The following is a 23,385-nucleotide window of genomic DNA, read 5'->3' on the forward strand; positions in this document are numbered from 1 at the left end:
AGGTCATGCCAATTTTATCATTGTAGCAACAGGCGTTGCCTTATGCGCATCAAGATAAGCGTTAAGCTTGCTATCATCCGGCTTGCCCGGCTGACCATATTCACGGCTATGAATACCGTCGGAAATAAACAGCAAATCGAGGTTGTTATCCATCGCGCCCTTAACATCGGTTGGCATGCCATCACCGATTGCTAAAATGCGGCTCCGCTCAACTTTCCCGCCTATAAGGGCTTCAGCTTTACGAATGGCCTCATCGTAAATCGGCTTATGCGGTTTTCCAGCGATAAAAGTTTTACCACCAAGTTCTGCATAGTCACGCGCTAAAGCGCCGGCGCAAAAGATTAGGCGGTCCCCCTTCTCCACGACAATATCAGGATTGGCGCATACGAATGGAAGATCACGGCTTTTCATTTCTTGTAATTGATCTGCGTAATCTGCCGGCGTTTCGCTTTCATCATCAAAAAGGCCAGTGCAAACAACAACGTCCGCTTCTTTTAAATCCACCAGATCGGCATCAAGGCCATCATAAATTGCGGTATCTCTTTGTGGCCCCAAGTGAAATATTTTCTTCGAACCATTTTCGATGAGCGCACGGGTAACGTCGCCAGAAGTCACAACAGCATCAAATGTAGCTGCGGGAACACCAAGCGTAGTTAATTGTTCGATTACATTAGGCGAAGGTCGTGGAGCATTGGTTATAAGCACCACTTTTGCGCCAGCATCGCGTGCACGCATCAGCGCCTTATAGGCTTGGGTCCATGCGTCTACGCCATTATGGAGCACGCCCCAAACGTCGCATAAAATGACATCATAATTCGGCAAGAGCTCATCAAGCCGTTTAATTCGCTGTGTGGGCAATTGCAGACCTCAAAATCTTATATGCGTTATTTGCGCGCTATCGCTCACGCAATAGACGAAGATATTGAGAATGTCATCCTACTTGGAAATAAAGATATTGTGACATTTAATCAAAATGACATTATTTGTTCGGCCTGCAATGAATGATCTATGTCTAGAGAATGCCCAAATACGGTACGCCTTTGACCCAACATTTTCTAGACAAGGGATCCTTTAGAGAAAAATCCAAATCTAGATTAGACACGAAACGTAAAGGAAAATATCTTTCAACATCTATAATTTTGTGTGTTTCGTTTGAGCTTGCATCAAAATCAAAAACGCCAAGGTAATTTAATGCTGGTGCAACATATAACGAACCTTGGACTAAAACAGCTTCCAAGCCTTTTATCTGCAAACCTTCAGGTACTTCAATATAATCACCAGGCTTTGGCTCGCCGGGATCATCCATATCGTGCCCATCACGCCAATAAGACCATTCAATGCGACCTTTGAGCTTCTTATCTACTGGATCTTCGTCAATATTGACGACTCGAAGTGTGAAACGAAAGTCTAACGCACCATCTTCTGTAAAATCATTTCTGCCTACCTGAACTCTGCGTGCCCAATTTCCAGATACATAAGATTGATAAACCATCTCGGATATTTTATCGAGCTGCGAGCAAGTTACATTAGCTGTTTGATATGCGATAATATCTCCCAAAGCATAATAGTTACGCGTACCACGTTTATATTGAGTATAAACAGTACCAGCATCGTAAGTCAGAAAAGCCATTGCCGCAAAAATGGGCAGAATAAACGCCATCTCCACTGCAATCGCGCCACGTTCTTGGCGCCCGAAGCTGATTAATTTATGTTTTAGAACGCCGCGTAAGCTTTGGAAAACTCCTTTATGACTACTCATATCAATATGGCTCCGTCATGAAAGTTAAGCCTGCTGTGACTGCCATGTTTTCTTTGCCAAATATGGCACTGCCAAAAACAACATTAGGAATTTGAATTTGCGCTTCCAAACGCATTAAGGTTCCACGCGTACCGGCGTCAATAACCCCAGAATCATCTGAACGATCATAGGTGTTATAATTCCCGTCATATTTTTCCATCGATATTTTTATCGTATCCAAACAGTTTGGTATACTTGCATTTTTGCAAATTTCATTTTTGAGATATTGCTCAGGTAATGGTTTTCCTGCGTCTCGAATTTGACTGTGTATATAACCGGTACGCATTTCATAAATCACATCTTCGACCGCACGCTGTGCGGAGGTATTGGCATAGATAAAGAACGTAATTTCAAATATAGCTGACATAAGGGCAAAAAAGGCTGGTGCCAGAATAGCAAACTCAATCGCTGCCACCCCACCCTTATCCCGAGCAAATTTACTTAGAATTCTTACCATCACCGATTTACCACCTTCTTTTCGGCTACCGTAATTTAAAAAGATTTCTAATTCGTAAGTGCGGTAATTTGTAATTTACCAATAGTAAGAACGGCATGTTAATAGCTTTGTTCTAATGTCTACCTGCAATAATTAGTATTGGTGGGTATAAAACATGGCTAAAACAAACATCCTGCGCAGGTTTCGCGACGATAAAAGCGGTTCCGCCTATGTGCTCGCTGCTTTCGCGATGCTGCCTATATTTGGTATGATGGCACTTGCAATCGACTACACCAACCAAGATCGCATACAAACCGACCTTGAAACAGCAACGCAAACTGTTGCGCTGCATCTTGCCAAACGCATCGCGCTCAATCCAAACGGAAGCCAAGCTGCGTTCGAGGAGGAAGGTAAAAAGCTTCTTGAGGCATTGGTCGCAGCTCCTGTCACATATGACAGATTTGCAGTCGATATTGACGCTGGAAGTGTGCAAATTATTGCTAAGTCCGAAGTTAAGACGCACTTTATGCACATGTTTGGGCATGACCATTTAGATGCTCGCGTAGAAACGGAATCCCGTTTTGGCCGGAAAAACATTGAAGTTGCAATTGCTATTGATAATTCCGGTTCCATGGATACCAACGCAGCGGGTCGCGGAGAAAGATTCAGATCTCGTATGGATGCGGCTAAATCTGGTGCTAAAATACTCATAGAGAAAGCAACTGACTCCGTCGCGGATCTGGAAAACGCAAATGTTAAGTTCTCAGTCGTACCCTGGAACCATCATGTTCGTGTTCCAAACAACTATTTAGGCTCTGGGAATAAGCAGGACGCATGGTGGATTGATTGGGAAGGTAAGTCAGTAGACCATTTCCGATATCTTGCCCCCTACAAAAAAACAGGCAGCAGTAAAGGCGATATGTACTTTGAAATGCCGCGCCGAAAATCTAGTTGGCCTGAACAAGTGAGCAATGAATGGGTTTATTATGATCCCAATAAATTGAAAGACGTTCTACCACTTACTGCAAATGGACAAGGTGTTGACATTGAAGCCTTGAAAGAAAAGCCAGGAATCGGAATCGTTACTCGTCACGACGTGTTTGAACGATTCACCAATGCCGATTGGAAAGGTTGTTTTGATCACCGTGCAGGAAAATACAGAGAATCATTTGATCCTCCTAATCCAGAAATGGGGAACTCGCTGTATTTACCACACTTTGCTCCGGACGAGTATGATTATGACTCCAGCGACTATTGGAGAAGTTGGCGCGTAAACTATATTGATGATGTAAATTCAGAAAGTGATTTCAAGTCTCATTGGCGCGGATTTTCCTATACAACTTTGTATGGGGAAGACGGCGATGACAATGACCATCTTTCTGTAAGATATAAACACAATAAGTTTAGTGAAGATGATATTTATCGTGCGCGTACATTCAATACCCCTAAATATGTTGGCAGCAAAACCTACACACGTAACACCTATATATACGGTAGCTATGATAAAGAACGTGTAGGACCGGACATTGACTGCATTGTTCCTCCAATGATTGGGCTGAGCGATGATGTTGATGGCATCAATAACAACAAAAGAGACGGCGCTCTGGCTAAAACCATCGATAGTATGAAATCCAACGGTGCAACCGACCTTTCTATCGGTCTATCATGGGCAATGAACACCTTAACTCCGTGGGAACCTATGGGAGGCGCGGGAGATTTTAACGACACTGAAAAAGTACTCGTTCTTATGACCGATGGTGATAATACTATTAACTTCCCTAACGATTATGCATATGGACACTCCCCGCACGGATATGCAGTTGACGATCCATATGAGAAAGGCTGGGGACTTTCTGGCCCATCAAGTTCAGAAACTGCCAATAGTATGCTTGATGATGTTGCAAAAGCCATGTGCACAAACATTAAGGGCATGGGAGTGCGTATTTATTTCATCTATTTTGGCTCAACACAATACAGTACGCGTGCTGGAAAACTAATGGACCATTGTGCTTCATCAGCCCAAAGCGCCATTTGGGCTAAAGATGATAAAGATTTGGAAAAAGCATTCGAGAAGATAGGCAGTGACATCGGGCAACTTCGCCTTACCCATTATGGTAGCGAGTAAACTATAGCTCCCTAAACCAATATCCTGGCTGAAAATTTCAGCCGGGATTTTTTTATTTTATTCTAAAATTATAGCATTCAACATCCCAGCATATTGACTCTGTGTGCATCAATTACTATGTGCAGCTAGCACTCATCAAAGGTGAGTGCTAATACGTTTTATGCGTTTTCAATCAACTTATTTTAAGGGTAAAATCATGGCTGAGATGAATTTTCGTCCGCTGCACGACCGCGTAGTCGTTCGCCGCGTCGACTCAGAAGAGAAGACAGCAGGTGGCATCATCATTCCTGATACTGCTAAAGAAAAACCATCCGAAGGTGAAATCGTTGCTGTTGGCAATGGTGCGCGCGACGAAAGCGGCAAAGTCGTTGCACTTGACGTTAAAGTCGGTGATCGCGTTCTGTTCGGCAAATGGTCTGGCACAGAAGTTAAAGTAGGCGGCGAAGACCTTCTTATTATGAAGGAAAGCGACATCATGGGCGTTATTGGCTAACCCCAATCACTTTCGTTTTTCACTTTAGAACTTTCAATTGACGGGCTCGTCCCGAGGAGAATTTAAAATGGCTGCTAAAGAAGTAAAATTCGGCCGCTCAGCACGCGAACGCATGCTGGCTGGCGTAAACATTCTTGCTGATGCTGTTAAAGTTACGCTTGGCCCTAAAGGCCGTAACGTTGTGCTCGACAAATCTTTCGGCGCACCACGCATCACTAAAGACGGTGTTTCTGTTGCAAAAGAAATCGAACTTGAAGACAAGTTCGAAAACATGGGCGCACAGATGCTCCGTGAAGTTGCTTCAAAAACCAACGACATTGCTGGTGACGGTACAACAACGGCGACAGTGCTTGCACAGTCAATCGTACAAGAAGGCCACAAAGCAGTTGCTGCTGGCATGAACCCGATGGATCTGAAGCGCGGCATCGACATGGCTGTTAGCGAAGTTGTTGCTGATCTCATCAAAAAAGCGACAAAAATCAAAACTTCTGATGAAGTTGCTCAGGTTGGTACAATTTCTGCAAACGGCGAAAAAGAAATCGGCGACATGATCGCTGAAGCTATGCAGAAAGTTGGCAACGAAGGCGTTATCACTGTTGAAGAAGCAAAAACTGCTGAAACAGAGCTTGAAGTTGTTGAAGGCATGCAGTTTGACCGCGGTTACTTGTCACCTTACTTCGTAACAAACCCTGAGAAAATGGTTGCCGATCTTGATGATCCATACATCCTGATCCACGAGAAAAAACTTACTAACCTTCAAGCAATGCTTCCAATTCTTGAAGCTGTTGTTCAATCTTCACGCCCACTTCTCATCGTTGCAGAAGACGTTGAAGGCGAAGCGCTTGCAACTCTTGTTGTTAACAAGCTTCGTGGCGGCCTTAAAATTGCAGCTGTTAAAGCACCAGGCTTCGGCGATCGCCGTAAAGCAATGCTAGAAGACATTGCAATCTTGACTGGTGGTCAGGTGATTTCTGAAGAGCTTGGCATCAAGCTTGAAACAGTAACACTCGACATGCTTGGCACAGCGAAGAAAGTGAACATCTCTAAAGAGAACACAATCATCGTTGACGGCGCTGGCAAAAAAGAAGACATCGAAGGCCGTGTGGCTCAGATTAAAGGCCAAATCGAAGAAACATCTTCTGATTACGACCGTGAAAAACTTCAAGAGCGTCTTGCTAAATTGGCTGGCGGTGTTGCTGTTATCCGTGTTGGCGGCTCAACAGAAGTTGAAGTTAAAGAGAAAAAAGACCGCGTTGATGACGCTTTGAACGCGACACGCGCTGCGGTTGAAGAAGGTATCGTCCCTGGCGGTGGCACAGCTCTTCTCTTGTCTTCAGTAGGCATCAAATCAAAAGGTGCAAACCCAGACCAAGAAGCTGGCATCAACATTGTGCGTCGCGCACTGCAGGCTCCTGCCCGCCAGATCGCAACAAACGCTGGTGAAGAAGCTTCAATCATCGTTGGCAAAATCCTTGAGAAAAACGAAGCAAGCTACGGCTTTAACGCTCAGACAGCCGAATATGGCGACATGATCAAAATGGGTATTGTTGACCCAGTTAAAGTTGTTCGTACTGCTCTTCAGGATGCAGCTTCAATTGCAGGCCTCTTGATTACCACGGAAGCGATGGTTGCAGATGCACCATCAAAGGAAGGTTCATCAGGCGGCATGCCTGACATGGGCGGCATGGGCGGAATGGGTGGCATGGGCGGAATGATGTAATTGCCTTTGGCAGTTAACTCATAACGCTTCCACCTTGGAAACAAGAAAGCCTGCTGATTGATTTCAGCGGGCTTTTACATTTTGGGAAAACGATAAAATAGGCCTTGTCTGTAAAACATTATGTCATGCAAAGCTTCTAAGGACATGCGGCAAGTCTATGGGTTTAGAAAAGATAGGTGCCGCCGGCACTTTGTCATCTTCCAAGAAACGCGCGAGCTGACCTGTAACATAAGCAAATTTCACGCCTAATGTTGCCAGCTTACGGGCTATAGGGACACTTGTTTTGTCTCCAAGATTATAATCAAGTAAAGCATAATCTGGCGTGTGGCTTTGCAGAATTTGTTCAGCCTCTTCGACCGAACGCGCAACGCCAATAACATGATAACCTTCTTCAATAAGCGACTCTTCTAAGTCCATCGCTAGAAATACATCGTCTTCCACGATCAAAAAGTGTGTTTTTTTTTGCATATTACTGACCAACCTTTTCCTTCGTGGCGTTATTATTCCAATAGTTAACCGCGAGAAGTCAAATTCGTTCCGTTGTGTTACACAATCGGCATTTTATGCTTAACCAGCGGTTAAGATGCAAACATCCGTCTTATTACAAGATAGACTTGCGGTGACGACTACATCTAGTAAGCAATTGAATTCATTTAGCTTGCACGATTAATTCAACTAAGACGCACTATTCGTAATCTAAGCCATCCATTTAAACGGAGGCAGCAATCATTGCGAAAGACAATCGGAATCTTAAGCATTTTATGAAAGCATATGTACTCAATTGAATTTTCAAGGCGGCACAATGCAAAATAAAACAGCAATGCACGATTTATTTGCAACAGCTGAGTTAGAATTAGCGCAGAATTATCGAAGTCTCATTGACGATTTAAATGTTGGAATCGCTATATATGGCTCGAACGGCCACCTGTTGTGCGTCAATCAAAGTTATTATGATCTGCATTGCATTAGTACGAACGATGTCACTATCGGAATGACTATGTTTGAAGTCATTGAGCAGACGGTGCAATCCAAAAAATTTGGAAATTATGACGCTTCCAAAGTTCATAAAATGGTTAAAGACACCTTTGAAAATGGTGAAGCATTTAGAATCGAACTACTCGATAAAAATGAGCGTAAGTTACGTATTTCACGGCATTTAAAGCCCAATAAAATGGTCGTTGAAACCGTCGAACATTTGGCTGCAGACACAACCTTAAATAACTTCAGCCAAGACCCAAACCTCAAGCACGCACCAAGCCTGACAATGGAGGAACTGACGGCTGCACTGAACCGTACACCTGATGGGTTTGGACTTTACAGTCCAGATGGACAACTCTTAGCTTACAATAAAAATTATGTGACTTTAAACCCTGATATTGCGCACGCGATTAGAATTGGCGCCCGCCATGCTGACATAATCGCTGCAGTCTATGATGGTGGAAAAGTCGAAATGAACGGTCAGACGCGCGAAGACTATTTAGCATATGCTAAAAAAGAGCGCCTCGAACCATCAGGTGCGACAGCTCATCGAAATGCAGATGGAAAATGGGTACGCTTTAGTGCGCATCGTCTCGATAATGGCTGCACAATCTTTAATGTCGCCGACATTACGCAGCTTAAACACCATGAACTCCTCACCCGCGATCTAAGCCAGCAAGCTGCAACGCAAGAAGTTCAACTTCACTATGCGCTTGCCAATATGTCTCAAGGTCTTGCCATGTATAACGAACGGCAAGAAGTTTTAGTCTGGAATGATCGATACATAAAAATGACAGGCGTTGACCCTGCGATCATGAAAAAAGGCACACCGCGCATCGACATTCTGCGTAATTCGATTGAGCGCGGCCATTACTCGAAAGAAAAAGCAGCTGAAACGCTGAAACGTTATGAGGAAAACGGCTTCACCAGTAAAGAAAGTGTATATCTACATCACCTCGCAGATGGCCGCATTATTGAAGTACACAATCGGCCTGTCTCCAACAACTACACTATTGTTACCATGTCAGATGTAACGCAGCGCGAGCATGATACGGCACGACTTGCTAAATATACTCGAAACCTTGAACGCTCAAATGCAGAGCTACAAGATTTTGCCTATGTTGCATCACACGATCTGCAGGAGCCTTTACGGAAAATTGAAGCTTTCGGTGATCGTTTGGCCAAAAAATATGGCGATACACTGCCTGAAGATGGTTCGATGTATTTGAACCGCATGCAAAATGCATCATCACGCATGCGTCAGCTTATAAACGACCTACTAACTTATTCCCGCCTGACCAACAAAACACGGCCATTCAATCCAGTTGATCTAAATGACATCGTCAAAGGCGCTTTGTCAGACCTTCATGTGCGACTGGAAGAAACCAGCGGAAAGGTTGAAACGAAAGGTTTGGGAATAATTGATGGTGATGCAGTGCAGCTACGCCAATTGTTTCAAAACCTGATTAGCAATGCATTGAAGTTTCACAAGCCTGATGAAGCGCCCATTATTCATGTGAATGGTGAGGCCATTACCTTAGAAGACTCGTTCGGGCAGCCCATCGCTATTCATCGTATTAAAGTTTCCGATAACGGTATCGGTTTTGATAGACGTTTCAAAGATCAGATTTTTGCAATCTTCAAGCGATTGCATGGACGAATGGAATATGAAGGAACAGGCATAGGGCTTTCAACGTGCCGAAAGATTGTTGACCAACATTTTGGAACAATTGAAGCCGACGGTGAAGAAGGCGTGGGTTCTACTTTCAGTATTGATATTCCTGTAAAATATGCTGGGGAGGATAATCAGTGAAGGAAGGCAGCTCAATCAGAATACTAATCGCCGACGATGATGCTGACGACCGCATGCTCATTGCTGATGCCTTTGAAGAAGCAAATCTTTCCAATCCGATCGACTTTGTTGTCGATGGGTTAGACTTGCTTGATTACTTGAATCGGCACGGCAAATATGAAGAACTCAAAGACCAAGATTTACCTGGCATCATTCTGCTTGACCTGAACATGCCGCGCATGGATGGACGCGCTGCGCTTGCAGAAATCCGCAAAATTCCTGCGTTTCAAACCATTCCAATTGTCGCTCTGACCACATCTAAATCAGAAGAAGACATTTTGCAGGCTTATAATCTTGGGGTGAATTCATTTATCACCAAGCCAGTCACATTTGATGGCTTGGTTCATGTCGTGCGGCTTTTGAGCAAATATTGGATTGAGAACGTTCAGCTCCCCAAAACGCAGCAATAGCGATTATCACTTATGATCGATAATGACCTCAGAGCCTTCTTTCTGTGCTTTGTGAATTGCCCATGCGCCGAAAATGGATCCCGTAATCGCTGCTAATACGGCTGCTCCAATCGCTGCCAATCCGACCCAAACCAAAATCGGCACAGCAACCACAGCAAGTGCGATTGCAAGTCCAAATCTCAAAAATGATTTTAAAGTGTCCATCATAATTCCTTTCGTTCTTTATAGATGGGAAACGAAAGTGTGGCGCGCAACGGCGTTGAAATTACAAATTAGTAAGGTGCCGTCGAAGCCTAAGGGCAACTTGCTGTCATTGCATTGAAATTCAATTGCTATAAGAGAAGGAAAATACATCCATCTACATACGGAAAACTCATGCTAAAGCCCACTTTGGCTGCCTTCGCTTCAAGGTTTAAATCAAACAAAGCGACGCAGACCAGACTTGTCGATTTCACACCATCTGTCATCAGAACCGAATTGCTTTCAGGCCTAACGGTTGCGCTTGCACTTGTGCCAGAGGCCGTTGCCTTTGCATTTGTTGCTGGCGTTCACCCGCTGGTTGGCTTGTATGCTGCCTTTATCGTTGGTCTAATCACCGCCATTATGGGCGGCAGGCCTGGTATGATTTCCGGCGCAACAGGCGCGCTGGCAGTTGTAATGGTTGCGCTCGTTGCGCAGCACGGCGTCGAATATCTTTTTGCAACTGTCATATTGATGGGCATTTTACAAATTCTAGCCGGTGTTTTTCACTTGGGTAAATTTATCCGGCTTGTCCCGCATCCGGTCATGCTCGGATTTGTGAACGGGTTGGCGATTGTTATTTTCCTAGCTCAATTATCACAGTTCAAAGTGCCCGGCACGGCAGAAGCAAGCGAAGGTCTTTTTAGTGGTCAGTGGCTCAGCGGCCTTCCGCTTTTCCTCATGCTCGCTCTTATTGGCCTAACAATGGCTATCATTTGGATTATGCCGCGCATAACCAATGCTTTCCCAGCTCCGCTGGCAGGTATCGGTATCGTTGCTGCGATTGTAATCATTTTTGGAATGGACGTGCCACGCGTTGGCGATCTGGCATCGATTGAAGGTGGCTTGCCGCCATTCCACATTCCCTTTGATCTAGCCGGAACTGGCGCGACAGGACTTTACGATAGTGTATTAGCGCCGCTTACACTCGAAACGCTCTATATCATTTTGCCCTATGCCGTCATTCTTGCCGCCATTGGCCTTATCGAAAGCCTTTTGACACTCAACCTTGTTGGTGAAATCACCGGACAACGCGGTGGCGCTTCAAAAGAATGCGTTGCTCAAGGTGTTGCAAATACCGTGACCGGTTTCTTCGGCGGTATGGGCGGCTGTGCGATGATCGGCCAATCAATGATCAATGTTAAATCGGGTGGTAGAACACGGCTCTCTGGCGCATCTGCTGCCTTGTTCCTCTTGGCATTTATTCTTGTTGGATCTTCATTGATCGAACAAATTCCGCTCGCAGCACTTGTCGGCGTTATGTTCATGGTTGTCATCGGCACATTTGCATGGAACTCACTGCGTATCATGGGCAAAATTCCGCTCATGGATGCGTTTGTTATCGTGCTTGTTACCGTTGTCACAGTCATGACCGACCTTGCAATCGCAGTGGTTGTGGGTGTGATTGTCTCTGCGCTTGCTTACTCTTGGCAAAATGCGACCCGTATCTGGGCAAAATCAAGCATGTCACCGGAAGGCGCTAAGATTTACGGCATTGAAGGGCCGTTGTTCTTCGGTTCCACAGACGGGTTTGCTGAAATTTTTGACCCGCAGAATGACCCTGAAGTTGTGATTGTGGATTTCATGAATTCGCGCGTCGTTGACCAATCAGCGCTTCAAGCACTTGAAGATTTAGCAAAACGCTATGAGGCCGAAGGCAAGACATTGCAATTGCGCCACCTATCGCGTGACTGTCATCAGTTGCTTAATCGCGCTGGCCAATTGATTGTTGATGCTGACGACGATCCTGAATATGAGATCGCCGTGGATTATGGTGTTCGCACCGGTACATTTGGCGGCGGGCATTAGCACCGCCCCCTTTTGGCTAAAGCTAGAAAGCCCCCGCATTAACGGGGGCTTTTTATTTACGTGCTGATAGCTTTTGAGCCAGCTCAAGAACAAGCGGATTTTCTGCGCTCTTTTTGCCCGCAAACAAGCATGCTTCAGACGCCAAAATCACACCATCGTCCAGCACTCGCAGCGCGTTCGCACGCAATGTCGATCCTGTCGAGGTTATATCAACGATGATATCCGCTTGTCCCGCAGCTGGAGCACCTTCTGTGGCACCAAGGCTCTCGATAATACGGTAAAGCTGAATGCCGTGCTGATTGGAGAAAAATTGCTGCGTAAGCTGCCAATATTTTGTCGCGATGCGCAAACGGCGACCGTGCAGCGCCCTGAAACCAGCCGCCACCTCGCCCAAGTCACCCATTGTGTGAACGTCAAACCAGCTATCTGGCACGGCAACAATCACATCTGCTGCGCCAAAGCCAAGCTTTGCTAAAAGCTTCATAGAATTATAGCTATCGGGAATATTTTCGCGCACAAGGTCTTCGCCTGTTACGCCTGCCTCAACATTGCCGGCTGCTACTTCGCGTGCGATTTCAGAGGCAGACAAATAGGCGATTTCAATATCATCGCGGCCTTCAATTGTTGCGCGGTATGAGCGCGGGTCTGCTGGCGGCAGCACATTTAAGCCGATTGAGCTTAAACATTCGATGGCGTTTTCTTTCAAACGTCCCTTCGATGGCAATGCGAGTGTGATCATGCGCTTGCCTCCGCAATTCGGTCCAGCCAAATGGAAAATCCAACGCCCGGTGTTGCTTTTTCTGCGCCCAGCAATGGAAGCAAACGGTCGTAGCGGCCGCCGCCCACCAACACGTCGCCGCTACGCGAGCGAAGCTCATAAACAAGCCCCGTATAATAATCGAGCCTGCGCCCAAAAGAGGCGTTGTAAATGATAGCGCTAAGATCAAGACCAGCGGCGATAAGCGACTTATTACGCTCCTCAAAAACCGCAATTGCTGGCGCTAGGTCGATCTTGTTGTCTTTTTCAAAGCCGCGCAGCACAGCAACAGATTGATCAAGCGGCACAGAAATTGACAGGAATTTGCGCAATATATCCAGCTTTGCTTCTTCCGGCACCAATTGGCTTTGTGCGAACTTTGCCTGCAAGCGTTTTGCGACTTCTGCCGGTGTGCGCCCGCCAGCATTGCTCAAGCTGGCTGCGTCCATAGCAGTTGTAATCAGTTCTTCTAGCTTGGCGCTGTCGCCGCTTTGAGCAGCCTGTAAAATCGACTCTGGCAAATCTGGCATTGTGATCGGATGCGCAAGACGGTCGAGCGTTGCCTCAAGTGTGGCATCATGGCCAAAGGCGTGCGCAAGACGCAAACGCCAACCGGACGGCAAGCCGAGCGCAGCCAATACCTGATCAAAGACCGCTTGATCGCCAATTATGATTTCGCATTTATCAGCACGAACACCCAAATCGCTTACACATGCCAGCGCATCTGCAACGGACCGCGCATCGGCTGCATTGGTATCGGTCTCGCCTATATCTTCAATGCCTGCCTGCAAAAATTCAGATGGGCCCGCATCGCGCTGTCTGAACGCTGTGCCGACATAGCCATAACGACCCGATGGTGCACCGCCCTCAATATGCTGCAGGCAAACGGGAATGGTAAATTCTGGGCGCAAACACATTGCGCGACCATTTTGGTTTTGCGTCAAGAATATCCGTCTGCGCAATTCCTCACCAGCCGTATCAAGAAACGGCTCTGCGGGTTGCAGCACCGGCACATCAATGCGCACAGCATTGCGGTCGGCAAGTATCGCCTCAATGTCGGCGCGTGCGGAGAATGATCTAAGGGTGGTCACTTTATTTGGCCAAGTTCATGCAAAAGCGTTTCAACACATCCATTTAGATTATCGGATAGCTCACCCGTATTAATGCGAGAAATCTGATAACCTAATTGTGTGAGGGCCTTATCGCGTTTTGCATCATTTGCCAAATGCTTAGGTGTTTTTGCTGCCTAATTCCGATACGGCAATAATATGCTGACACACATTTTTTAGATCGCGGATAATATCGTCATTCCAAAAACGCAGCACAATATAGCCTTGCTCTTTCAATTTCTCATCACGTTGCTTGTCATAAACATTGTCTGCGTGCTGGCTTCCATCAACTTCTACAATAAGCTTCTTTTCGATACAGACAAAATCAACGATATAGCTGGCGATGGGCACTTGCCTGCGAAACTTAAGCTTGTTTAAACCACGATTACGGAGTTCTGCCACAACACAGCTTCCGCATCGGTGGATTCATGACGCATATTGCGCGCATAACGTCTAAGCCTTGGCGTCTCATCATCCCGCATTTCACCCTCATCCGACCTCGCTTTGCTCGGCCACCTTCTCCCGCTAGCAGGAGAAGGATAAGTGAAAACTGTCGGCGACGAAATAAATGTTTTCCCTTCGCCCGTTTACGGGAGAAGGTGGCCGAGCAAAGCGAGGTCGGATGAGGGCATTATTTTTGCGCAGCCAAAAGTTTTTTCACTTCATCAACAAGGCTGCCAGCCTCAATTTCAAATTGGCCGGGGCGGGCAGCGCGGTATTCCTCATTGGATTCAATCGCGGCGGCTTGACGCTTGCCTTCGATCATATCTTTGAGTTGAACTTTGCCGGATTGCCGCTCGTCATTGCCTTGAATGATAACAATCGGGCAGCCGCGTTTATCCGCATAGCGCATTTGCTTGCTGAAATCTTTTGGGTTGCCCTGATACATCTCAGCGCGAATACCCGCGCCGCGTAAGTCCTGTACCATTTTTTGGTACGCGCCGAGGCTTTCCGTATCCTTGTCCATAACGGTGACAAGCACAGGTGCGAGCACGTCGTCCTGTCCTAATTTTCCAAGATTTTTGAGCGCCGTCATGAGGCGTGACACGCCGATGGAAAATCCGGTTGCAGGCACGTCTTGGCCTGTAAAGCGCTTGACTAAACCATCATAACGACCGCCGCCGCCGACAGAACCGAATTGAACCTTTTCGCCCTTTTCATTGGTCACATCGAACAGAAGTTCGGCTTCATAAACAGGGCCGGTGTAATATTCGAGACCACGTACGACAGAGGGATCGATTTTGATGCGATCACGCTCATAACCGCAATTTTCAAAGATCGATTGCATGGTATTAAGTTCATTCGCGCCTGCAATTAAGTTCGCGTTACGCTTGGTTTCATAAGGAGGCTTACCGATCACTTCAAAAAGCTCATCGGGAGTGCTTAAAATTACTATTCCAAATAACTCAGAGATATCTTGTTCATCTAACCCAGCACCTTCAGTAAAATCACCGCTGTCATCTTTGCGGCCTTTACCCAAAAGCTGACGAACACCCTCTTCTCCAAACTTATCAAGCTTATCGAGTGAACGCAGTACCGTAAGCCGCTTTTCCGCATTTTCATCGCCGCCAAGCCCGATAGCTTCCATCACGCCGTCCAGCACTTTGCGGTTGTTAACGCGGATCACATAGTCGCCACGCGCAATGCCCAGCGCTTCCATCGTATCAGCCATCATCATGCACATTTCAGCATCGGCCTGAACGCCCGGTGCGCCAACCGTATCGGCATCAAACTGCATGAACTGGCGGAAGCGACCCGGCCCCGGCTTCTCGTTGCGGAACACCCAACCATTGCGATAGGTGCGATATGGCAGCGTGATCTCGTTGATGTTTTCAGCCACATGACGCGCCAGCGGCGCAGTCAGATCATAGCGCAAGCTCATCCATTGTTCGTCATCATCCTGAACAGAAAAAACGCCAGCATTTGGCCGATCTGTATCTGGCAAAAACTTACCCAGACAATCGGTATATTCAAATGCAGGTGTTTCCACGGGGTCAAAACCATAGCGCTCATAGACTTCGCGGATTTTACCGATCATCTCATCGGTTGCGCGAATGTCTGCCGCTGAGCGGTCCACAAAACCGCGCGGGCTACGCGCTTTGAGTTTCTGCGGTTTTTTCTTCTTTTTATCAGCCATTTCAGCACTTCATTTTATGAGAACATTTGTTGGCTTTCTCATAAGCGACAGGTGCCCTCTTGCCAAGTGGTGTGAGCGGTGGAATGCTATGCAAGTTCGGTGAACGGGAAGTCCGTGCAATTCGGAGACGTGCCCAACGCTGTGATGGAGATGGCTTTCGCATATGCCACTGGGAAACCGGGAAGGCGCGCAAACCAGTTGATCCTAAGTCAGAAGACCGGCCGAACAAAACGGTTCTTGCGTGCGGACAGCGCAAGCGCCCCAACCTTTATGCATTGTTGGGAGCAAATAATGCTGAATAAACTTCCGCGCCCTGCGCTGGCCCCTGCCCGTCCGTTTTCCAATCAAGAACGAGGTGCGGTGTATCGTGCGATTAATGAACGGCGCGATGTGCGCGATCAATTTTTGCCAACACCTATTCCCGATGATGTTTTGCTACGGCTTTTACAGGCTGCCCATAACGCACCTTCGGTTGGGTTCATGCAGCCGTGGAATTTTATTGTCGTGCGCGATGCTAAAAAGCGCGAGCAAGCATGGAGCGTTTTCAGCAAGGCCAATGATGAAGCCGCCGACATGTTTTCAGGTGAGCGCAAGGCGACTTATCAATCGTTAAAACTGGAAGGCATTCGCAAAGCGCCTATCAATCTTATCGTGACATGTGATCGCAGTCGCGGCGGCAAAGTTGTGCTTGGACGCACACATAATCAGCAGATGGATTTATACAGCACGGTTTGCGCTGTGCAAAATCTGTGGCTTGCAGCACGTGCAGAGGGCGTTGGTGTTGGGTGGGTCAGCATATTTAATGAGAGCGACATGCGGAAGCTTTTTCAAATCCCCGATGAGATCGAAATTATCGCCTATTTATGCATCGGATATGTGGACGAATTATACACAGAACCGGAGCTTGCCGCCAAAGGATGGCGACAACGCTTGGAACTCAAAGATTTGATCTTCGAAGAAGAATGGAACCGGCCCACTAAAACTGAATAGCGGCCGGTCCGCAATCTTATCTTGCGTAAGGCGAACGGCAGCGTTTGCGTCCACCATGATATGGCTGGAACGAATTATCCGATGCGCGGTAAGAGCGATATTTCGATTGGCACCAATTCACATGCAATGTGCCAACATTTATAATGCGCGGACGCGCTGGTGCACGGCGAATAACGCGTCTTGGCTCGACATGACGGCGCGGTGCAACGTGGATCGTTACTGAAAATGCGCCATGCGGAAAATAGTATCCGTTATGACGACGGTAGCCACGCCTGTGATGGCGGTAACCGCGGTGACCATTGTAAAAGGCATGGCCTCTATGGCGATAAAACCCACGGCGGCGTTCTGAACCGACTTTTTGAACCAAGCCATCTGCTGGTGATGCAATCGGCGCAATTGCGATTGGTGCCGCACTTGCCGATGTTGAAAAGCCGCAGCTTGCAGCAATTGAAATTGCGGCCGCAGCCAAGAATTTACTGATATTCATTATCATGCTCCCTGTTAAGGTTAAGCGTCCCTTAATTCCAATCTATCGCATTTTTTGCATCTGGCAAATTTATTGGCGGATATTATCACCAAATTGTCACTTTGGTTTCATGACACACATGTTAGCAGTGCGTTTTAACTGGACTATCGCCGTGCTTCTTTTTCTCATCACCGCCCTTGTTATGACCGCTTTTGCTGCAAACTCTGTTTTGGCACGGGCAGCCCTGCTCGGACCAACCATTGACCCTGCCAGCTTTACCACTGTTCGCCTGATAAGCGGTGCGGCAATGCTTGCTTTGCTACTGCTTACGCGAAAACAAACATCTATTCGCGGCCTTATCGGCGGCGGAAATTGGCACTCTGCCTTTTGGCTTTTTGCTTATGCGGTAACGCTTTCATTTGCCTATATCGGGCTGGATACTGGTGTGGGCGCACTGATTTTGTTTGCGCTTGTTCAAGCAACGATGATCGGTTGGAGCGTTTTTAAGGGCGACAGACCAATCGTGCCTGAATGGGCTGGATTGATTATTGCTTTTAGCGCATTTGTCTGGCTGGTTTCGCCCGGACTTGAAGCACCGGACCCGTTCAGCGCATTTTTGATGGCGCTTTCCGGCATCGCATGGGGCGCATATTCTTTGCGTGGGCGCGGCGCAACAGACCCGCTCAAAGCAACGGCTGGAAACTTCATTTTGGCCGTACCCATGGCAATTGCCGTTTCCGCGATCTGTTTTTCTCAAAACAATGCCAGCACATATGGCATATTGCTCGGCATTGCCTCCGGCGCCATCACATCGGGTATTGGCTATGCGATTTGGTATCGCGTATTGCCGCAATTATCAGCCATGCAAGGCAGTATCGTACAACTCACCGTGCCCGTCATCGCTGGTCTTGGCGGTCTTATCTGGAGCGGCGAGCCATTTACGTTACGCTTCGTTCTCGGTTCCGTCTTTATATTGGGCGGCGTTGCACTTGCGATCATCAGCAAAACCAAACGCGTATGATTGTTATTTTTTCAGCTTATAAGTCAGCGCCATGCCGATGCAGTGCTTAAGCGCTTCGCGGTCATAATCCTGCCCTGCGACAAACATCAAAGCGCGGCTACCACGATAATCAAAGGCGCTCGGATAAAGCTCTTTGAAGCGATCGACCAGCTTGGTGGTGCATATGAAGAACATGCCAACGGTTCCATCATCTTGGTTCGACAAACGAACCGAACTACCCGTATTTTTGCGCTTTGGTGTGAAGCTCGGCTGGCCCCATTTTAAACTTTCTTCGAGCGGTCCGATATTGTCGTTTTGAGCTGCAACCTCAAAAATAAGTGCGCGTAATTCTTCATATAGGCCGTATGAAGTCATTGCGGATTTCCTCGATTTCTTGACGGCAGCAACATCCCTCTAAATGGTCATTCACAAGCCCCATTGCCTGCATGAAAGCATAGATTGTTGTTGGCCCCACAAACGACCAGCCGCGCTTTTTTAGATCCTTGGAAATCTTGGCCGAAATATCAGTAAAGCCTGGAATAGCATCCTTCGTTACTTTAGCTGGGCGGTCTTGGCCGGATGGTTCAAACGCCCAAAAATAAGCAGCCAAAGAGCCAAACTCTTTTTGCAATTCTTGTGCCCGCTGCGCGTTATTGATGGTTGATTTAATTTTGCCGCGGTGGCGCACAATGCTCGCATCATTAACGCAGCGCTCTATGTCGGCGTCGGTAAAAGCTGCAACCTTGTCGATGTCAAAACCTGCAAACGCTGCGCGAAACCCTTCGCGTTTGCGCAAAATTGTCAGCCATGAAAGCCCCGACTGGAACCCTTCTAAGCACACCTTTTCAAACAGGCGCGTATCATCAATTACCGGCCGGCCCCATTCAGTATCGTGATAAATGCGATATTCATCCAAATCGCCATGCCACCAGCAGCTTTGCTTGCCATCTGGCCGTTCAACCAATCCATCGTTCATATATAGGTCCTATTCAGTTTTGATTCACCATTTACGGCAACACGCTAGTAACCTTGCTGAAAGCTTTCAGCCAAGAATCGCATTTTATTTATTTTGATTCATAATTGAGTCTTTGCTTTGAGTCATGTTCACACCAGAAGTCTGCTGACGTCTTATGTCAGCGGATATCGGGCAAAATGTTGAGAGTATGCTTGATGAAGAGATTTTTACAACTATCGGCAGTTGCCGTTGCATTTGCGACGATGCCTGCCCACGCTGGTGAGCGCTATGCTACACCGCCGCCGCTAACGCTAAGCCCTGATTTGGCAAGTCCATGGGTTTTACAACTCAAGCCAAATACCGTTATTCGCGCGACTGCACCACAGCGCACTAAGCGCGTTATCGTCACGCGCAAAAAGCAGGTTAAACAACGCTACCAGCCAAGAGTTCAGCAGCGTGTTGCCGCGCTTAATCCGCCGAAACCGCCCGTTAAGGGCATTGATCCGATGTATCTGCCGCAGCAGGTCAATTATAATGGCGGTGAAAAGCCTGGTACGATCATTATTTCTACACGCGACCGTTTTCTCTATTTCGTAGAGGCAGGCGGCAAAGCCATGCGCTATGGGGTTGGTGTTGGCAAACAAGGTTTTTCATGGACAGGCACAGAGCGTATTACGCGTAAACGTGAATGGCCATCGTGGACACCACCTGCGGAAATGATCGCGCGTGAAAAGAAAAAAGGTAAATTCCTACCTGCCTTTATGGAGGGCGGTCCGTCTAATCCACTCGGTGCACGTGCACTTTATCTTGGATCAACACTTTACCGAATTCATGGCACCAATGCGCCTTGGACAATTGGCGGTGCTGTATCATCGGGCTGTATTCGCATGCGCAATGAAGACGTTACCGATCTTTATAATCGTGCCAGTGTCGGCGCTAAAGTTATTGTTCAGTAGCTAAGCGCCATTTGTTCTTCGGGGGCGAAGGCAGAAGCCGCCGCTTGATCTCAAAAGAGGTCAGGCGGCGGCTTCATTTTGAGATTAAATTAAAACTCTACATTGAAGCTTGCGCGACCAAATCAGATAGGCTTGTGCGTTGCTCAGACATGTTTTGAACAGGCTTAGGGTCAGGTGCTTCAGAAGGTTTGTCCCCGCCATATGCCCAATTTAAGAGCTCGATTGTATGAAGAAGCGGTATGTTCGTGGCCGTAGAAATTTGAGTGATACAGCCAATATTTCCGGTCGCAATGATATCTGCGTTTGTCGCCTCAATATTCTTCACTTTGCGCGCTTTTAACTGCGCAGAAATTTCAGGCTGCATGATGTTATATGTGCCTGCCGAGCCGCAGCACAAATGTCCCTCCGCAGGATTGCGCACTTCAAATCCAGCAGCCTTCAGCAAGGTTTTAGGTGCTTCGGTGATTTTTTGTCCATGTTGCATGGAGCAAGCCGAATGATACGCAACAACAAGATTAGGCTTGATGGTTGGTTCGGGCATTTCGATGGATGCCAAATATTCGATAATGTCCATTGCTAACGCAGATACGCGCTTGGCTTTGTCAGCATAATCGGGATCGAGCCGAAGCATATGACCGTAATCTTTGATCGTGGTTCCGCACCCAGAGGCTGTGATAATTATGGCATCTAATCCGCCATGTTCGACCTCACGAGTCCAAACATCGACATTGCGCCGCGCATCACCCAATGCTTGTTCTTCACGCCCCATGTGATGGACCAGCGCACCGCAGCAGCCCTCACCTTCTGGCACAATAACCTCTACGCCAATACGGTTAAGCAGTTTGATTGTTGCCTCATTGATTCCAGGTTTGAGGATGGGTTGGGCGCAGCCGCTAAGAATAGCAACGCGGCCGCGCTTTTCCTCTTCAGGTGCGTGTGTCGCAGGCAATGCAAAGGCAGAAGGCGAAGCAATTTTATTCGGCGCAAGTTCCAGCATTGCACCAAAGCTCTTAAGCGGCGGAATGGCTTTTAAAAGCGGCGCAAATGGCCGCCCCAATCGTGCCAAATAAAGCGACGCCTTAAAGCGATTTGGATATGGCAACACGGCTGCCAGCACGTTCCTTGTCAGCCTGTTGAAAAATGGGCGCTTGTAGGTTTTTTCAATATGAACCCGCGCATTATCAACCAGATGCATATAGTTCACACCCGACGGGCATGTTGTCATGCAAGCAAGGCATGACAAGCAGCGATCAATATGCGTCACCGTTTTTTCATCTGCAGAACGGTTATTTTCCAACATATCCTTGATGAGATAAATACGACCACGCGGACTATCTAGCTCATTGCCAAGCGTCACATAGGTTGGACATGTGGCCGTGCAAAAACCGCAATGCACACAAGAGCGTAAGATTTTTTCCGATAGTGCAACGCCCGGATCTTCAAGCTGCTCAGATGTGAAATTAGTTTGCATGCCACATATCCAATATTATTAAATCCACCAACTTTGCGGGTCTGGGATCGGTTCATTCCTGCCAAGTGCCATAAGGCCTTTGACAACGCGAATAACAGCCCAAATAGCAACGGCGATTGCAACAAACATTCCAATCATAACAAAGATCAAAATTGCGGCGATCAAGCTATAAAGAAGGCCAATCCAAAATGTGCGGATGAGCCATGTGTAATGCGTCTCGGTGAAGCCGCCGGCTTTGCCTCGGTTCATATAAGCCATCACCAAGCCGATGATGGCAGGAATGCCGCTAAGCAGAAAAGATGCTAGAAATAGAATATAGATAAGCTGCGCGTTTTTAGGCCCAGCGCCAAGCCAATCGTCAGTCGCTATTGGTTGGCGGTTTTGGTCATCATTCATGATGTTTTCCTTCTCACATTGATGGATGTGGCCGAAGTAAACCGCAGTTTTAATCTACGCTCAAGCAATGTTATTTTATACATCTGGTGACATGCGCCCGACATTGAAAAGACCACTCGGGTCCATTGCCATCTTAATGCGCTCAGAGAGTGCCGCCAAAGGTGCAATCTCAGGCTGGAATACGGCCGTCGAAGCACGGACCGGCTCAGATGCACGGATCAAAGTTGCATAGCCACCATGATCTTTAACTATGTTCCTGACGATCTGGGCATTGGCGTTCGACACATCGTCTAATCTTAGCCAGACGAGCCCGCCTTGCCAGTCATAAAACACTTGCCCCTCAAGCTTGTTTAAAATAGCTGCGGCGACTTTATAACCGCTCATCGGTGCAACGGAAATACGCCAAACAGGGCGCTGGTCTTGATCTGCAAAAGGTAAAACATCGCGGATCATTTTCCATAAGGCCAACGATGCGCGAGCATCAATTTCTTGAATATTTAACCCTTTGGGCAGACTTGCGATAACGCGATCACAGCGAACGCCAATGGTTTCTTTCAACCCCTCAAGCCGCATAAAAGTAATCCCGCCTTTTACGGGCGCATTCATAAGCTGTGATGCAATGTCTGCTGGCGCATGCGAAGCACCTGTAACATCTGCGCTTGTTGCCATTGCCGTAGCCATAAGCTGCGCACCTTCCGCATCAGAAACATTGTGAATTGCCAATGTGATTTGTGTTTCAGGGCGCGGCAATACTTTGAAAGAAACCTCGGTTAAAAAGCCAAGCGTCCCCCATGAGCCGCCCATCAGTTTGACAAGATCGAGGCCCGTGACGTTCTTCATCACCTGACCGCCATTTTTGATGATTTCACCAGAGCCATTGACAAACCGTACACCGAGCAGACTGTCACGTGCAGCGCCTGCCACATAGCGGCGCGGACCTGACATGTTGCTTGCAGCAATACCGCCGATTGTTTGCTTGCCATTGGTGCCGAACAGTTTGCCGTAATTTGCCGGTTCAAAAACATGCATCTGTTTGTTTTTTGCAAGCGCTTTGTCGATTTCAGACAACAAAGTTCCTGCCTTGGCAACCATCACCAGTTCGGCGGGATCATATTGCGTTATTCCGCTCATTGCCGATGCGGAAATGATTTTGTCAGCGCTCACAGCATTGCCGATATCACGTTTCGTGCCGTTGCCTCTGATCTCCAGACGCGTGCCTTCACTGCGTGCATTCGTGATTAGCTGGGCAGCTTCGAGCTCATCTGCTGGTTTTAAAATTTTCAACGC

The 23,385-nt window shown here is 47.4% G+C and carries 25 protein-coding genes and 1 riboswitch; of the genes, 9 read left to right on the forward strand and 16 right to left on the reverse strand.

The genetic code is table 11. The annotated features are described in order from the left end of the window. Positions 1 to 3: 3 nt before the first annotated feature. From C504_RS0107035 to C504_RS0107050, 3 genes are all read right to left on the reverse strand, one after another. Positions 4 to 858 carry a TIGR01459 family HAD-type hydrolase gene (locus C504_RS0107035; protein WP_018688617.1) on the reverse strand — a complete coding sequence of 285 codons (855 nt, stop codon included), beginning with the start codon at positions 856 to 858 and terminating at the stop codon, positions 4 to 6. Between the two features lie 154 nt (positions 859 to 1,012). Further along, positions 1,013 to 1,759, reverse strand: coding sequence for a TadE/TadG family type IV pilus assembly protein (locus C504_RS0107045; protein WP_018688619.1), 747 nt, complete (start codon positions 1,757 to 1,759; stop codon positions 1,013 to 1,015). Position 1,760: 1 nt separating this feature from the next. Then, positions 1,761 to 2,255 carry a TadE/TadG family type IV pilus assembly protein gene (locus C504_RS0107050; RefSeq protein WP_083923149.1) on the reverse strand — a complete coding sequence of 165 codons (495 nt, stop codon included), beginning with the start codon at positions 2,253 to 2,255 and terminating at the stop codon, positions 1,761 to 1,763. A gap of 154 nt (positions 2,256 to 2,409) precedes the next feature. Between C504_RS0107050 and C504_RS0107055 the strand changes: the two genes are divergently transcribed. From C504_RS0107055 to groL, 3 genes are all read left to right on the forward strand, one after another. After that, positions 2,410 to 4,359, forward strand: coding sequence for a hypothetical protein (locus C504_RS0107055; RefSeq protein ID WP_018688621.1), 1,950 nt, complete (start codon positions 2,410 to 2,412; stop codon positions 4,357 to 4,359). A gap of 196 nt (positions 4,360 to 4,555) precedes the next feature. Next, the gene (gene groES / locus C504_RS0107060) at positions 4,556 to 4,852 is read left to right on the forward strand and encodes a co-chaperone GroES (protein ID WP_026317292.1); all 297 of its coding nucleotides are present in this window, start codon (positions 4,556 to 4,558) and stop codon (positions 4,850 to 4,852) included. Between the two features lie 67 nt (positions 4,853 to 4,919). Beyond that, positions 4,920 to 6,572 (forward strand): chaperonin GroEL, encoded by a 1,653-nt coding sequence (gene groL, locus C504_RS0107065; RefSeq protein WP_018688623.1) that lies wholly within the window; start codon positions 4,920 to 4,922, stop codon positions 6,570 to 6,572. Between the two features lie 123 nt (positions 6,573 to 6,695). On the opposite strand, the gene C504_RS17380 is transcribed toward groL, so the two are convergent. Beyond that, positions 6,696 to 7,040: a response regulator gene (locus C504_RS17380; RefSeq protein ID WP_018688624.1), complete on the reverse strand. Its 345-nt coding sequence runs from the start codon at positions 7,038 to 7,040 to the stop codon at positions 6,696 to 6,698. 352 nt (positions 7,041 to 7,392) lie between these two features. Between C504_RS17380 and C504_RS18300 the strand changes: the two genes are divergently transcribed. Both C504_RS18300 and C504_RS0107080 read left to right on the forward strand, forming a co-directional pair. After that, the gene (locus C504_RS18300; RefSeq protein WP_245555154.1) at positions 7,393 to 9,363 is read left to right on the forward strand and encodes a PAS-domain containing protein; all 1,971 of its coding nucleotides are present in this window, start codon (positions 7,393 to 7,395) and stop codon (positions 9,361 to 9,363) included. Continuing rightward, on the forward strand, positions 9,360 to 9,812 hold the full coding sequence (locus tag C504_RS0107080) for a response regulator (protein WP_018688626.1): 453 nt from the start codon (positions 9,360 to 9,362) through the stop codon (positions 9,810 to 9,812). Before C504_RS18300 ends, C504_RS0107080 begins: the two co-directional genes overlap by 4 nt. A 6-nt stretch (positions 9,813 to 9,818) precedes the next feature. On the opposite strand, the gene C504_RS0107085 is transcribed toward C504_RS0107080, so the two are convergent. Beyond that, positions 9,819 to 10,019, reverse strand: coding sequence for a hypothetical protein (locus C504_RS0107085; RefSeq protein WP_156815884.1), 201 nt, complete (start codon positions 10,017 to 10,019; stop codon positions 9,819 to 9,821). 168 nt (positions 10,020 to 10,187) lie between these two features. On the opposite strand from C504_RS0107085, the gene C504_RS0107090 reads away from it, so the two are divergent. Beyond that, a complete protein-coding gene (locus C504_RS0107090) occupies positions 10,188 to 11,861 on the forward strand; it encodes a SulP family inorganic anion transporter (protein WP_018688628.1) in 1,674 nt (557 codons plus the stop codon). 52 nt (positions 11,862 to 11,913) lie between these two features. Here the strand turns inward: C504_RS0107090 and hisG are convergent, their stop codons facing one another. The 5 genes from hisG to hisS all read right to left on the reverse strand — a co-directional run bounded on the left by hisG (position 11,914) and on the right by hisS (position 15,864). Further along, entirely contained in the window at positions 11,914 to 12,600 is a 687-nt protein-coding gene (hisG, locus tag C504_RS0107095) for an ATP phosphoribosyltransferase (protein ID WP_018688629.1), read from the reverse strand. Next, positions 12,597 to 13,709 (reverse strand): ATP phosphoribosyltransferase regulatory subunit, encoded by a 1,113-nt coding sequence (locus C504_RS0107100; protein ID WP_018688630.1) that lies wholly within the window; start codon positions 13,707 to 13,709, stop codon positions 12,597 to 12,599. The genes hisG and C504_RS0107100 overlap by 4 nt, the downstream gene beginning before the upstream one ends. Continuing rightward, complete coding sequence (locus tag C504_RS19090; RefSeq protein ID WP_018688631.1) at positions 13,706 to 13,843, reverse strand: DUF559 domain-containing protein; 138 nt, start codon at positions 13,841 to 13,843, stop codon at positions 13,706 to 13,708. Before C504_RS19090 ends, C504_RS0107100 begins: the two co-directional genes overlap by 4 nt. A 4-nt stretch (positions 13,844 to 13,847) precedes the next feature. Further along, the gene (locus tag C504_RS17390; RefSeq protein ID WP_018688632.1) at positions 13,848 to 14,129 is read right to left on the reverse strand and encodes a DUF559 domain-containing protein; all 282 of its coding nucleotides are present in this window, start codon (positions 14,127 to 14,129) and stop codon (positions 13,848 to 13,850) included. Positions 14,130 to 14,358: 229 nt separating this feature from the next. Beyond that, positions 14,359 to 15,864: a histidine--tRNA ligase gene (hisS, locus tag C504_RS0107115; protein ID WP_018688633.1), complete on the reverse strand. Its 1,506-nt coding sequence runs from the start codon at positions 15,862 to 15,864 to the stop codon at positions 14,359 to 14,361. A 59-nt stretch (positions 15,865 to 15,923) separates the two neighbouring features. Continuing rightward, positions 15,924 to 16,104, forward strand: a riboswitch (cobalamin riboswitch). A 51-nt stretch (positions 16,105 to 16,155) separates the two neighbouring features. Between hisS and bluB the strand changes: the two genes are divergently transcribed. Further along, entirely contained in the window at positions 16,156 to 16,854 is a 699-nt protein-coding gene (gene bluB / locus C504_RS0107125) for a 5,6-dimethylbenzimidazole synthase (protein WP_018688635.1), read from the forward strand. Between the two features lie 16 nt (positions 16,855 to 16,870). Here the strand turns inward: bluB and C504_RS0107130 are convergent, their stop codons facing one another. Then, entirely contained in the window at positions 16,871 to 17,341 is a 471-nt protein-coding gene (locus C504_RS0107130; protein WP_018688636.1) for a BA14K family protein, read from the reverse strand. Positions 17,342 to 17,459: 118 nt separating this feature from the next. Here C504_RS0107130 and C504_RS0107135 point away from each other — a divergent pair, with 118 nt between their 5' ends. Beyond that, positions 17,460 to 18,341, forward strand: coding sequence for a DMT family transporter (locus C504_RS0107135; RefSeq protein ID WP_169385091.1), 882 nt, complete (start codon positions 17,460 to 17,462; stop codon positions 18,339 to 18,341). Between the two features lie 3 nt (positions 18,342 to 18,344). Here C504_RS0107135 and C504_RS0107140 read toward each other — a convergent pair whose 3' ends face one another. Together C504_RS0107140 and C504_RS0107145 are read right to left on the reverse strand one after the other, a co-directional pair. Then, the gene (locus C504_RS0107140; protein WP_018688638.1) at positions 18,345 to 18,695 is read right to left on the reverse strand and encodes a DUF1801 domain-containing protein; all 351 of its coding nucleotides are present in this window, start codon (positions 18,693 to 18,695) and stop codon (positions 18,345 to 18,347) included. Continuing rightward, positions 18,673 to 19,296, reverse strand: a complete 624-nt coding sequence (locus tag C504_RS0107145) for a DNA-3-methyladenine glycosylase I (RefSeq protein WP_018688639.1) — start codon at positions 19,294 to 19,296, stop codon at positions 18,673 to 18,675. The genes C504_RS0107140 and C504_RS0107145 overlap by 23 nt, the downstream gene beginning before the upstream one ends. 194 nt (positions 19,297 to 19,490) lie before the next feature. On the opposite strand from C504_RS0107145, the gene C504_RS0107150 reads away from it, so the two are divergent. After that, positions 19,491 to 20,231, forward strand: coding sequence for a L,D-transpeptidase (locus tag C504_RS0107150; RefSeq protein ID WP_018688640.1), 741 nt, complete (start codon positions 19,491 to 19,493; stop codon positions 20,229 to 20,231). A gap of 97 nt (positions 20,232 to 20,328) precedes the next feature. On the opposite strand, the gene glcF is transcribed toward C504_RS0107150, so the two are convergent. From glcF to glcE, 3 genes are all read right to left on the reverse strand, one after another. Beyond that, complete coding sequence (glcF, locus tag C504_RS0107155) at positions 20,329 to 21,702, reverse strand: glycolate oxidase subunit GlcF (RefSeq protein WP_018688641.1); 1,374 nt, start codon at positions 21,700 to 21,702, stop codon at positions 20,329 to 20,331. A gap of 18 nt (positions 21,703 to 21,720) precedes the next feature. Next, the gene (locus C504_RS0107160; protein WP_018688642.1) at positions 21,721 to 22,098 is read right to left on the reverse strand and encodes a DUF4870 family protein; all 378 of its coding nucleotides are present in this window, start codon (positions 22,096 to 22,098) and stop codon (positions 21,721 to 21,723) included. A gap of 75 nt (positions 22,099 to 22,173) precedes the next feature. Further along, positions 22,174 to 23,382: a glycolate oxidase subunit GlcE gene (gene glcE, locus C504_RS0107165; protein WP_018688643.1), complete on the reverse strand. Its 1,209-nt coding sequence runs from the start codon at positions 23,380 to 23,382 to the stop codon at positions 22,174 to 22,176. Between the last annotated feature and the right edge of the window lie 3 nt (positions 23,383 to 23,385).

It is taken from the genome of Ahrensia kielensis DSM 5890, from assembly GCF_000374465.1.
Taxonomy (GTDB): Bacteria; Pseudomonadota; Alphaproteobacteria; order Rhizobiales; family Rhizobiaceae; genus Ahrensia; species Ahrensia kielensis.